The sequence below is a fragment of the Pedobacter sp. genome (assembly GCF_040513095.1).
Taxonomy (GTDB): domain Bacteria; phylum Bacteroidota; class Bacteroidia; order Sphingobacteriales; family Sphingobacteriaceae; genus Pedobacter.
Map to the genome: position 1 here is coordinate 50336 of NZ_JBEVDX010000011.1, position 12000 is coordinate 62335.

Genomic DNA, 12000 nt, shown 5'->3' on the forward strand with positions numbered 1-12000 from the left:
GTTTTTCTTTAATATTAAAGGTATATACTATTATTGTAATATCCTAATTTTTTAATAAAATATTTATTAGTTTTACTGCCAGGAGATAAGATCGTTCATAAGACCTTTAAACAGGAATAAAAAAACGTTTTAACAATACCAATAATTCTTCGTTTAATTTAGCTTTACGGGAATTGAACGAGGATATGAACTATAAAAAGATACTTTTACCTGTCCTGCTTGGCGGACTATTGCTCTGCGGAATCAGCTGTCAGCAGTCACAGCAAACCGATTTTAATACGTATGGCCGCCGGGTGGCTGCAGAAACTTTAAAAAATGCCGGTCCAGAGTTCTCTTTCCCATCAGAACCAGCTATACCAGGTAGCAGTAAAACTGACAACAGAATATATGACACGAGGGACAGCACTGCCAGTCAGATTTTACTGGGAAACCCCAGCGGGGCAACAAACAGTACAGTCAATGCAGAAAACTATCTGATTGATCAGCAGTATTATGTTGAAAGTTACAGCAGGACGAAGGGCAGTCCAAACTGGGTGAGCTGGCATATCGGGGCAGAAGATCTGGGAAACACCAAACGACTAAATAATTTCAGACCAGACACAGATCTTCCTGAGGGATGGTATGAAGTCAGCAATACAAGTTACAAAGGATCAGGTTTCGATAAGGGCCACAACTGCCCCAGCGGAGACCGCAGCAGTTCTACTGCGGCCAATTCTTCAACTTTTCTGATGAACAACATGATCCCTCAGGCACCAAACAACAATCAGCATACCTGGGAACATCTGGAAAGTTATTGCAGGACACAGGTAAAAAAAGGCAACGAAGTGTACGTGGTTATGGGAAGTTATGGTAGTGGCGGGACTGGAAAGAATGGATACTTTGAAAGTATTGATAACGGAAAGATCAATGTGCCTGCCCATATATGGAAAGTAGTTGTCATCATTCCTGAAGGCAACAATGACCTGCAAAGAATCAATGCCGGCACCAGGATCATTGCCGTTGATACACCAAATGACAATGCTATAGCGCCCAACTGGATGAAGTACCTTTGTACAGTAAGGGATATTGAGAAGGCAACAGGTTATGATCTGCTTTCTGCCCTTCCGAAAGCATTACAGAACCGCATTGAAGTGGAAAAATTTAAAGGCGGAAATTAGCCGGACTGCGTTTGAAAATTACGTAAAATACTGGTCCGATAAGGTACGCAACGCAGAGAATAGCTGCCAGGGACAGCGCAAAATAAAGTTCCGAATTATTTTCCCTGTAACATATAATCGCAGTTACCGCAACAAATGCGATCAAAATAAATAGCTTTCTCATTGTATTCTTAATTGTACAGCGAAAGTGTCAATAATCCGGGTATGATAGAAATGTCTCCGGATAGACTGATACAATGTATCGACGAATTGCTACCATCTCTTGCAATGTATTAATATATAATGTTAAGAAAATGATATTACTTAACATAAATATAATATAATGATAACATGAATATCACATATATTTGAAAGAATAGCAAAGATATATGAAAAAGAGCAAGCTCAAATCACTGATAAAATCAGCAAGAAAAACAGCGAAAGAAGATATTAGAACGAGTTTAGTGATTGAACTGAAAGAAATCGCTTCTAAATTTGGAACAGGATCTAAAAAACTGCACAAAGACATTGAGAAAGGGTCGAAACAACTGGCGAAAAAATTAGCAAAAGATATTAAAATTAATAAATCAACACTTGTAGCAACTGATCAGTCCATAGCATCTAAAGCGGTTGCAGATGAACCACCTTTTCTTTTTCCAGAGACAACACAAGCATAGATACTAAACTGACTGGTCATCTTTGCCCAAAATGTCATTGGAATCTAAAAATAATAAGTTTTCCGGGTAAAACTAGAGAGCTTTCCTAAATTTACGTAACTGATTACATAAGCAGATACACGTAAACGATATGGAATTTTTTGATAAAGCTGGAAAGATAGCCATAGGCAGCAGGCTGCGTATGCTTACCGAAAAAATAACGGAAGATGCCGCACATATTTATAATTTATACGAGGTTGATCTTCAGCCTAAATGGTTTCCTGTTTTCTATGTTTTATCTCTGGGAGAAGAAAAGACAATCACGGCAATCGCAAAAGAAATCGGGCATTCCCATCCATCAGTAAGCAAGATCATTAGCGAGATGTCAAAGAAGGGGTTGGTTACAGAAAAAAAAGACAGCAGTGATGGCAGAAGGAACATGATAAAACTTTCCAAAAAAGGGAATGAGATCCATGAAAAGATCCGGCATCAGTACACAGATTTGGAATCAGCCATTGAACAGATCTCGGAGCAAACCAGCCACAACCTCTGGAAAGCCATAGAAGAGTGGGAGTTTATCCTGGAACAGAAGTCGTTATTAACCAGGGTAAAAGAACACAGGAAAAAACGGGAAAGCGGGAACGTTGAGATCGTGGATTATAAACCTGAGTACCAAAAGGCATTCCGGGCACTCAATGAAGAATGGATTTCCAGGTATTTTAAAATGGAAGAAACCGATTACAAAGCACTGGATAACCCTGATGGATATATCCTGAAGAAAGGCGGCGCTATACTGGTTGCTCTTATCGACAATGAACCCATTGGTGTGTGTGCGCTGGTAAAGATGGACGATCCTGAGTATGATTTCGAGCTGGCTAAAATGGCCGTTTCTCCAAAAGCACAGGGAAAAAATGTTGGCCGTCTGCTGGCCCTGGCGATCATTCAAAAAGCAAAAACGATGGGTGCTGCCAAAATCTACCTGGAAAGCAACACCCTGTTAAAACCTGCCATCAACCTCTATCATAAGCTGGGCTTTGAAAAAATCGCAGGACGTGCTACGCCGTACGAACGTTGTAATATTCAAATGGAGCTGGTGATAGTTTAAAAAGATCTGCCAGTTTATCCACTACGAAATCTACTTCTTCAGCAGTGTTGTACCTGCTGAAAGAAAATCTGATAGTGCTGCGTGAAGGATCGTTGCCCAAAGCACAAAGAACATGTGAACCTGCGGCGGAATGGCTGCTGCAGGCACTGCCACCAGATGCGCATATCTGAAAGATGTCAAGGTAATCAAGAGGAGAAGCACCGGTAAGCGTTTGTGGAATTGCCGCACTCAGCACAGTAGAAAGGCTTATGTTTTTTTGAGCAGAATTACCGTTGAATTGTACGCCCGGAATGGAATTGCTGAGTTTAAGGATCATCCTGTCCTTCAGACCGCTGATATGTTTCTGGTAGGCATCCCTGTTTTCGTAGGCAATTTCAAGTGCTTTTGCCAGACCCACAATGCCTGTTACATTTTCAGTGCCGCTGCGCTGGCTGCTCTCCTGGGCGCCGCCATTGATAAACGGGCGGATTGCTGCTGCAGAACGTTTGTATAAAAATCCGGCACCTTTTGGCCCATGGAATTTATGGGCCGAACCTACCAGGAAATCAGCTTTAAGTTTTTGTGTATCGTAAAGGTATTGCCCCATGGTTTGTACAGTGTCTGAATGAAAAACAGCACTGTACCTGCTACAGACCTCTGCAATTTCATCGATATCATTCAGGTTACCTACTTCATTATTGCCGTGCATTACAGATACAAAAGCTTTTTCGCCTGCAGCCAGTAACTGCTCCAGATGTGAAAGCGAAAGGTTTCCCCTATCGTCATGCTCCAGGTATACCAGTTCAATCTCCCCGTTTTTCTCAAGGGTCTTTAATGTATTCAGTACGGCATGGTGCTCAAAGGGAGATGTAATGGCCAGTTTGATCTGATTTTCGCGGACTGCGGAAAGGATAGCGGTATTATCAGCTTCGGTACCACCCGAAGTAAAGATAATATGTTCTGGTGTAGTATTTAACAGTTCTGCAATTGTTCTCCTCGACTTCTCTACTGCTGTCTTGGCATCTCTTCCGCAATGATGAGCCGATGAAGGGTTACCAAAATTCTCGAAGAAGTATGGCTGCATAGCCTGGAAAACATCAATGCTCAAAGGTGTTGTTGCTGCGTTGTCAAGATAAATTTTCATTTCCATCAATTTTTAAAGGTGATTAAATAATAAATAAACTTATGCAGAGAGGCAGATGGAAAACGATCTTATCTATCCGCCTTGCAGCGGAAGGATTTAGCACCTTGTAAATTACAGGTTGCTAAGACTTCACAGGGCCTTTCCCTCAGTCTTTCTGGATAAGTAAATAAATTCAAGAACTGTTTATTAAGAGCAAATATAGTAATAGTCTACCAAATTAGTATATTTTATTTGAATATTTTTTTATTGCTGATCATTATACATAGATATCTTGATACATTTATTTGTAAACAAGGATACCCTCTATCGCCAAAACATCCATATTCGTTTGGTTAAAACACCTTATTGCATCTTGTGGGGAGCATACAACAGGTTCATTCATTACATTAAAGGATGTATTGACTACAAGCGGGCAACCTGTAAGTTGGTAAAAGGCATGGATCAGCTTATAAAAATCAGGATGGTCAACCGCATTAACGGTTTGTAAACGTGCGGAGCCGTCAATATGTGTTACCGCGGGCATGGTGTTAGTTTTTGTTTGACTTACAAACAGCATGTAGGGACTTCTCCGTGCAGCTGTAAAATAGTCACTTACAAACTCCTCCATTATTGCCGGTGCAAACGGACGGAAAGTTTCCCGGAATTTGATCTTTTGGTTGAGAATTGCCTGCATCTCTGGATTCCTTGGATCGGCCAGTATGCTGCGGCATCCCAGTGCCCGGGGGCCAAATTCCATGCGCCCGTTGAAATATCCTACTACTTTACCAGCTGCAAGACATCGGGCCACCTCATTGTGAAGATTATCGGGCTTTATCCAGGAAAGATGTTGATCATCTAAAGCCTGTTTCACCTCCTTTTCTGTATATAAAGGCCCAAGCAAAGCGTTTTTCATTTTGTCCTCTTTACCAGTTACAATTCTGGCATTACCCAGATATTGGTGATATACCGCATATGCTGCTCCTAATGCTCCGCCTGCGTCTCCGGCGGCGGGCTGTATCCATATCTGCTTAAAGCCCGAGTGACGAAGAATCTCCGTATTGATTACACAGTTTAAGGCCACTCCTCCGGCCAGGCACAAATTGTCTGAAGGATATTGCCGGTAAAGGTCTTTGCTGAGCAGCAGCATAATTTCCTCGGTCACTTTTTGGACGGAACATGCAATATCCTGATGAAACTGACTGATATTTTCTTCGGGCTTACGTGGATCTGCATTAAACAAACGGTGAAACTTTTTGCTGGTCATCGTCAGGCCTGTGCAATAGTTGAAGTAATCCATGTTCATCAAAAATGATCCGTCAGCTTTCACATCAATCAGATGCTGATAAATCAGCGCTGTATACCGCGGTTCCCCATAAGCGGCCAATCCCATTACTTTGTACTCATCAGAATTAACCTTAAACCCGAGATAGGCTGTAAATGCGGCATAAAACAACCCGAGTGAATGCGGAAACCTGATCTCTCTCAATAGCTCTATGTGATTACCTGTACCCCTGCAAACCGTAGTGGTATTCCACTCCCCTACCCCGTCAACGGTTAAGATTACCGAATCGTGAAAGGGTGATGGAAAGAATGCCGACGCTGCGTGCGACTGATGATGGTCGGCAAATAAAATAGCATTGTCCTTCTTCCAGAGAGGATCGATCTGATGCAGCTGGTCATTGATACTTCTTTTGATAAACAATTTATCCTTTAACCAAACGGGCAGGGATTTCAGAAAAGCATTCAGTCCGCGGGGAGCAAAAGCCAAATGAGTTTCCAGCAGCCGTTCAAACTTCAAAAAAGGTTTTTCATAAAATACAACATGGTCAACCTCTGATAATCTTATACCTGCAAACTCAAGGCACCAGGTTATAGCCTGCACAGGAAAAGACTCATCATTTTTAATCCGGGTAAACCGTTCTTCCTGTGCTGCCGCAATGACCTCATCATATTTGAGCAAACATGCGGCACTGTCGTGGAAAAAAGCAGAGATTCCCAGTATATACATCTGGTTAAAATAAAGAATAAATAAATGGCCCGAGTACCGATCCCTGGGCAAATACAATGATGAGGCTCAGGATCAGCAGCAGGATAAACAAAGGCCAGAGCCAGTATTTCTTTCTGCTTTTCAGGAATATCAAAAATTCTAAGATCAGTTCCATAAGTAAAAATCAATCAAAATTATTCTGCAAATGCTTTTATAGTAATATCTATTGTTTCCTTAAAATTGTCGTTTCATAGAACTCTCCTCAACATGCGTGGCTTTTTCCCAGTAGGTGGACGCCTTTTTCTGCGCCTTTAATTTCAGGAGATCTTTACCCAGTAATTTTATAACAACACTCAGGGGCGTAAGAATTAAACAATAGACCAGCGTTAACAATATCCAGGTATTGACTTTTCCAAGAGTTATCGAAAGTTTAGTCCAGCCCCGGTTAAAAGGAGTGAGCATCCCTGGCATAAACAGGGCAGCAAAAATCATAATAAATGAAATAACTAACAAGACTGGCATAAACTGATGCTTTATGAACGCCCAATATATAACGATCCCTAAGCATACCGCCCCCAATGCAAGGCCAAATTTCTGGTTGGTAGTTCCATTATGTTGTTTCATCTGTACTGTTGTTTATCAGTATTGTATTCACGGAGTTTATTGAGATAAGTCAACGCTTCTTTTGGCTGGTCAATCTTTAGGCAGAGCAGGTACAAACTCTCCAGATTACTTTTCGAAGGCTCCAGCCAATATGCTTTTTTTAAATATAATAAGGCATATTTGAAATTCCCTGTATCAAAAGACAGCCTGCCGGCATAAGTAGCATAAGTTGCATTATAGGGATTTTCCAGTGCCACCGCTTCAGCGGCTTTCAACGCAGTGGCTTTGTCATTGATTTTCATACTGTATCTAAACAGCTCATCCATGGCGTCTGTCCAGCTGATCCTGTCTACAGCGAGTGCACCGGCAATTTTTTCTGCTATCCCTGCGCCGCGCTTAAAGTCAGAGCTGATAGGTTCATTGAATGGCCAGCCCGTTTTTAACATCATGATCTGATAAGCCCCATACAGGGAATCCACTTTTGTGACAGGCATTTGCTTTAGCAGCGTTGAAAAGGAAATCTCTGCACCAGCAACAGGGTGTATTACATGGCTTGACTTCATTTTCTGGTAATAGGCCTCACTCATAAGGGCATACCCAATCAGATTGGGATGAACATGTTCCAGTAACATTTCCTTACCCAAAATGCCGTGTGGGGAATATTGTTCGAATAATTTCCTGCTGTCGGTTAAATAAATACCAGGATAGCGCGAAGCTATCTTTCTGATGGCCGCATTCATTGCCTGTGGTGCCCTGAAGCGGAGAAGATCAAATTCAGCAGCCTTTACATACAAGGCTTTGGCCGATCTAAAATCACCTTTGGAAAAGGATAAATTAGCCCTTTGATAATACTTATCAGCAGAAAGTTTGTCAGCATTACTGATAAAGGGCTTTAAGTCTTTTTCATTGCTGACCAGTGTACTTAAAAAAACAGGAATATGCGCTGCCGACATCTTCTGACACAACTCATCCATATTCAGTTCAAATTGTTCAATTCCCTTTTGATAATCAGCAGATCCATAAGCTATTTGCTGGCTGAGGGCCATTCTTTTCATCAGATTATCACGAGTATCGGCTTTATGATTTTTGAAAGGCTGCTGAACAAAGCGGATTCCATTTTCTATCAATTGCACCAGCCTGAATTGCCGCAGCTCCAATATTGTGTTAATCCAGAAATGATTGCCTGCAATACGGCTGGTTGAACCTATTCCCAGGGCACCATAGTATTCATTGTGACCGGCATATATCAGTACCGCATCGGGCTGATAATGAATAACCTGCTTGCCGAAATCCAAAACGGTCCAGGAATTAACTGCAGTAAGTGATACATTGATCACTTCAAAATTAAGATTTGGAAGGGTATGCATCAGTCTGTACTGTAACCAGCGGTGAAACGAACCATTATGCATGTAAGGATACCCCGAGGTAGTAGATTCCCCCAAAACAAAGATTCTAAAAGTACCATGAGCTTTAACAGTTTTGAACCGCTCATGATTACCCCTTGTTGAGTTGACAGGATCGGAGAAAAATTTCGCAGAAGCTTCAGGGTTCATCACCAGACAGGTCTTATCATCGGGGTCCTTTACAAAAAGTGCTGTAGTGTACCCATAGTTACATAACCTGAGCAGTAATTCGGACAGGCATAACAAAACTACGGGCACCAGCAGAGCGAACACCTTAAACCAGGCTAACCTTCTTTTATTCAAAACCTTTTGATTAATTAGTCAACTTCTTTGTTCTGTTTTTCGGCTGGCATTTTAGCTGGAGCGGGTTTGGACAGATACAATTTGGACGAAGGAAACCAGACGGTCATTTCACCCTCACCACGGTTTGCCCATCCATAATAAGGTATGGCTGTCAGGATTTTACTTTTTAACACATTTACCCCGCCTAACAGATCTGGTTCAAACTGAGTTTTAAATACCGTTTTCGGTGGCAGTATCAAATTGCTTACCCTGCCGTCATTGTCTTTCCATTCCGCGCAATAAACCAGCGGGCCTCTTTGTAAGGCAGACTTTCCGATATCATCTTTAATATTTTTACTGGCCACTACCTGACGCACTTGCATTGGAAGATCCATCTGTACCATGTCGTTTGGTTTCCATGTGCGCGAGATTACCGCATAACCCGCATCAGTAGTATATTTTACAGCTTCACCGTTGATCTTAATGATAACCGGCCTGTTATTCTGATTACTAAAGCTGTACAAATCTGAAGGAATGGCCTGGTTTCTGGTCCAGCCCGGAAGACGGAAACGCAAAGTAAAGTCCTGTTCGCTTTTAGGCATGATATGGAAGGTTAACAAGCCGTTCCAGGGATAATTGTTTTGCTGATCAATAGTCACAGGCTGACCTGCAATCTGGAGTTCCGCACTTCCGCTGATATACAAATTGATATACGTGTCTTTATTGCGCTGCGCATAAATATATCCCGGCAACGAAGGCAGGAAGCGTGCAATATTAGTTGGGCAGCAAGAGCATTCAAACCATCCCGAACGTCCTGCTTCCAGTGCTTTGTGCGTAAATCCTTTTGTTACCTGTAACGCATTGGTATAAAAGAAAGACTTTCCATCAAGCCCCACTCCCGAGATCAGGCCATTATAGAGCACCTTTTCCATCACGTCGGCATATTTAGCATCCCCATGCAGTAAGAACATTCGCTGGTTCCAGAAAACGTTTCCAATAGCTGCACAGGTCTCATTATAGGCAGTTGCATTTGGCAGATCGTAATCTTCGCCAAAACGCTCACCATTTGGCACTGCACCAATTCCTCCCTGGACATAGATTTTTTTTCCAATCATATTGTTCCAGATCCGGTCAATAGCTTCGATATAGGCTTTATCGCCAGTGAGCGCCGCTACATCAGCCATGCCACTGTACAAATACATAGCACGGACGGCGTGGCCTTCCGCTTCATCCTGATCCGTTACAGGCTCATTATCCTGAAAATAACTGCCATTTTTCCATACATCTTTACTGTTTTTGTCATAGGTTCTTTTGCCGCGTTCGTCAATAAAGAATTTCGCCAGTTGCAGGTAATCCTGTTTTCCGGTGATGCGGTACAGCCGCACAAGCCCCATCTCTACAATTTCGTGTCCCGGCGCTACGTGTCTTTTGCCGGGACCAAAAGTCTGCACAAGCAGATCAGCGTTAAACAGAGCAATATCAAGAAAGTTGCGTTTTCCGGTAGCCTGGTAATGCGCTGCGGCAGCTTCAAACAAATGTCCTGAGTTATAAAGTTCATGGCTCATATTGTTCTCCTGAACCCATCTTTCCGGGCCTGACCAGGGGTGAGGATGCAGGGGATCAATCGTACGGGCCGTATACAGGTAACCATCGGGCTCCTGCGCAGCTTTCACCTTTGTAATCAGCGAATCAACGTATGCATCGAGTTTCGCATCGGGATGCATTGCCAGTGAATAGGATGCCCCCTCAATAGTTTTGTATATATCAGTATCATCAAAAGGAAATACCGTACAGAACTTGCCTTTTTTTGCCGCCGCCATTTCAAAATTTTTGATCCTGCCTGTATTTTCGCAGCGGGCAAATGACGCCGGAATAGTTACTGTGCGGTTTGTTTCTATGCGGGGCGACCAGAAAGTATCATCCAGCTTTACCTTTGTAAATGACAGCGGCTGAATCGGGTAGTCCTTCTGCTGCGCATATGTTAAGCCACTGAAGGCTAAGCCCAGCATTACTAAAATCGCTTTTTTCTTCATCTCTAAATTTATGAAATAAATATCTTGATATCTATACATCTTTAAGTTGTTTCATTAGTATCCGGCATTCTGTTTCAGATTGGCATTTTTAGCCAGTTCGTTCCTTGGTATCGGCAACAAAGTCCTGTAATCCCCATTAGGCGAATGGGAAAACCATGATTTTTTCGTGTAAATACCAAAGCGGATCATATCCTGTCGCCTGCGGCCCTCAGTAGTGAATTCCCAGCCAAGTTCATCAAGGAAACGCCCGTACTGAACATCTGTTCCTCCTTCTACCGTACTTCTCAGGTGGTTTCGCAATCCATAATTATAAGAACTTCCAGCGGAAAGCTGCGCCCCTGTAACTGTAGCTTTAGCGGGATTGCTACTGAATGATCTTTGCCGAACCTGAGTGACCAGAGCAGCGGCACCCCCGGCATCCCCGGTCCTTAGTAGTGCTTCCGCTTTCATCATCAGCACATCTGCATATCTCAACAAGGGAAAATCGTTGCTTAAACCAACCAATGCTCCCTTTTTGTATTCAAACTTTCCTAAACGGTAGCCATGCACTTCTTCGGAAGAATCTACCCCCGGTACCTCGTTCACGTATTTCAGGGGCTGACCATTGTTGGCACCAAACGTGCAGAGAATTGCCGTTCCGGCCGAAGTAAATTGCTGTCCCTGTACAAAATCATCTTTTAAACGGCTGTCATCGGCATCGAATGTGTTAATAAATTGCGGTGTAGCACAAATGCCGCCCCATGGCGAATTCTGAAAGTTATAGGTCTGCTGATTTTCTGGCTGCAGGGTTTCCATGTGGAGGGTAAAAGCATTTAAATTGTCAGGAGTGTACTGCTCGTCAAAAGGGATTGCAAAGATGATTTCTTTTGAATTTTCATTTTCTGTTAAAAACACGCTTTTCTGGTTCGCTTCCAGGATAAAAGTACCGGAGCTGATAATGTCGTTGCAGGCAGCAATACATTCTGCCCATGCCGGAGTTCCTGTATATACCTGTGCATTAAGATATACTTTAGCAAGAAGTGCACTTGCCGCCCAGTAGTTGAAGCGACCGTATGTCGCCGTAGTATTTGCCTTGGTCAGATTGGGGAGGCTTTCCTTGAGTTCTTTTACAATGAAAGCGTATACCTGTGCCCGGCTGCTCTGGGCAGGAAGAAATCCGACGGGAAGATCAAACTTTTCTACAATCGGCACATTTCCGAAAAAGTCACACAGTGCGTAATAATAGGAAGCCCTTAAAGCCCGTACTTCGGCTAAGGCAGCATCCTTGCCCGTAGCAATCGGAATGTTTCCGCTTTCGATCTGGTAGATAATGCGGTTACACGTGGTGATCCCCGCAAATGAATTGTTCCAGATCTGATAAGAGTTATCTTCATCGGATGTCCACTTATGTTCATGGACCCTGCGGTAACCTCCACCGTCTACCCAACCGTTAGGACGTGCGGGAAGGACCGCTTCATCACTGGAAATCTCACTTGTTCTGAAAATTGAGTTATTGCTTCTCCCGAGCATCAGGGGACGCCAGTAAGTGTAACCTGCACCAACCAATGCATCCACATCCGAACTGGTGGGTTTGAACTGATCTGTAATAATGGTACTGTAATTATCATCCTTTAGTTTAGTACAGGAAGCAAGCAGGATAAGAAATGCACTGCTTAAAAGAATGTTACTTAATATGTATTTAGTTTTCATCTTG

10 protein-coding genes and 1 riboswitch are annotated in these 12000 nt (G+C 42.8%); of the genes, 3 read left to right on the forward strand and 7 right to left on the reverse strand.

From position 1 onward, the window contains the following. The first annotated feature begins 185 nt into the window (after positions 1–185). The 3 genes from ABWY16_RS01695 to ABWY16_RS01705 all read left to right on the forward strand — a co-directional run bounded on the left by ABWY16_RS01695 (position 186) and on the right by ABWY16_RS01705 (position 2897). The gene (locus ABWY16_RS01695) at positions 186–1157 is read left to right on the forward strand and encodes a DNA/RNA non-specific endonuclease (RefSeq protein WP_353902917.1); all 972 of its coding nucleotides are present in this window, start codon (positions 186–188) and stop codon (positions 1155–1157) included. A gap of 368 nt (positions 1158–1525) precedes the next feature. Then, positions 1526–1813, forward strand: coding sequence for a hypothetical protein (locus ABWY16_RS01700; RefSeq protein WP_353902918.1), 288 nt, complete (start codon positions 1526–1528; stop codon positions 1811–1813). Between the two features lie 130 nt (positions 1814–1943). Continuing rightward, on the forward strand, positions 1944–2897 hold the full coding sequence (locus ABWY16_RS01705) for a bifunctional helix-turn-helix transcriptional regulator/GNAT family N-acetyltransferase (RefSeq protein WP_353902919.1): 954 nt from the start codon (positions 1944–1946) through the stop codon (positions 2895–2897). On the opposite strand, the gene ABWY16_RS01710 is transcribed toward ABWY16_RS01705, so the two are convergent. The 7 genes from ABWY16_RS01710 to ABWY16_RS01740 all read right to left on the reverse strand — a co-directional run bounded on the left by ABWY16_RS01710 (position 2848) and on the right by ABWY16_RS01740 (position 11996). Further along, a complete protein-coding gene (locus tag ABWY16_RS01710) occupies positions 2848–4020 on the reverse strand; it encodes a cysteine desulfurase family protein (RefSeq protein WP_353902920.1) in 1173 nt (390 codons plus the stop codon). The genes ABWY16_RS01705 and ABWY16_RS01710 overlap by 50 nt on opposite strands. Positions 4021–4085: 65 nt before the next feature. Further along, positions 4086–4185, reverse strand: a riboswitch (SAM riboswitch). 115 nt (positions 4186–4300) lie between these two features. Continuing rightward, positions 4301–6007 (reverse strand): carbamoyltransferase family protein, encoded by a 1707-nt coding sequence (locus ABWY16_RS01715; RefSeq protein ID WP_353902921.1) that lies wholly within the window; start codon positions 6005–6007, stop codon positions 4301–4303. 4 nt (positions 6008–6011) lie between these two features. Continuing rightward, entirely contained in the window at positions 6012–6161 is a 150-nt protein-coding gene (locus ABWY16_RS01720; RefSeq protein WP_353902922.1) for a DUF5989 family protein, read from the reverse strand. Between the two features lie 59 nt (positions 6162–6220). After that, positions 6221–6610 (reverse strand): SxtJ family membrane protein, encoded by a 390-nt coding sequence (locus ABWY16_RS01725; RefSeq protein WP_353902923.1) that lies wholly within the window; start codon positions 6608–6610, stop codon positions 6221–6223. Then, positions 6607–8295 (reverse strand): SGNH/GDSL hydrolase family protein, encoded by a 1689-nt coding sequence (locus ABWY16_RS01730; protein WP_353902924.1) that lies wholly within the window; start codon positions 8293–8295, stop codon positions 6607–6609. Before ABWY16_RS01730 ends, ABWY16_RS01725 begins: the two co-directional genes overlap by 4 nt. A gap of 14 nt (positions 8296–8309) precedes the next feature. After that, positions 8310–10307, reverse strand: a complete 1998-nt coding sequence (locus tag ABWY16_RS01735) for a glycoside hydrolase family 127 protein (RefSeq protein ID WP_353902925.1) — start codon at positions 10305–10307, stop codon at positions 8310–8312. A gap of 54 nt (positions 10308–10361) precedes the next feature. After that, positions 10362–11996, reverse strand: coding sequence for a RagB/SusD family nutrient uptake outer membrane protein (locus tag ABWY16_RS01740; protein ID WP_353902926.1), 1635 nt, complete (start codon positions 11994–11996; stop codon positions 10362–10364). Positions 11997–12000 lie beyond the last annotated feature (4 nt).

Excerpts from the sequence above, each read along its gene's own strand:
- ABWY16_RS01695 (WP_353902917.1), top strand. The coding sequence starts at position 186 with ATGAACTATAAAAAGATACTTTTACCTGTCCTGCTTGGCGGACTATTG.
- ABWY16_RS01700 (WP_353902918.1), top strand. The coding sequence starts at position 1,526 with ATGAAAAAGAGCAAGCTCAAATCACTGATAAAATCAGCAAGAAAAACA.
- ABWY16_RS01705 (WP_353902919.1), top strand. The coding sequence starts at position 1,944 with ATGGAATTTTTTGATAAAGCTGGAAAGATAGCCATAGGCAGCAGGCTG.
- ABWY16_RS01710 (WP_353902920.1), bottom strand. The coding sequence starts at position 4,020 with ATGAAAATTTATCTTGACAACGCAGCAACAACACCTTTGAGCATTGAT.
- ABWY16_RS01715 (WP_353902921.1), bottom strand. The coding sequence starts at position 6,007 with ATGTATATACTGGGAATCTCTGCTTTTTTCCACGACAGTGCCGCATGT.
- ABWY16_RS01720 (WP_353902922.1), bottom strand. The coding sequence starts at position 6,161 with ATGGAACTGATCTTAGAATTTTTGATATTCCTGAAAAGCAGAAAGAAA.
- ABWY16_RS01725 (WP_353902923.1), bottom strand. The coding sequence starts at position 6,610 with ATGAAACAACATAATGGAACTACCAACCAGAAATTTGGCCTTGCATTG.
- ABWY16_RS01735 (WP_353902925.1), bottom strand. The coding sequence starts at position 10,307 with ATGAAGAAAAAAGCGATTTTAGTAATGCTGGGCTTAGCCTTCAGTGGC.
- ABWY16_RS01740 (WP_353902926.1), bottom strand. The coding sequence starts at position 11,996 with ATGAAAACTAAATACATATTAAGTAACATTCTTTTAAGCAGTGCATTT.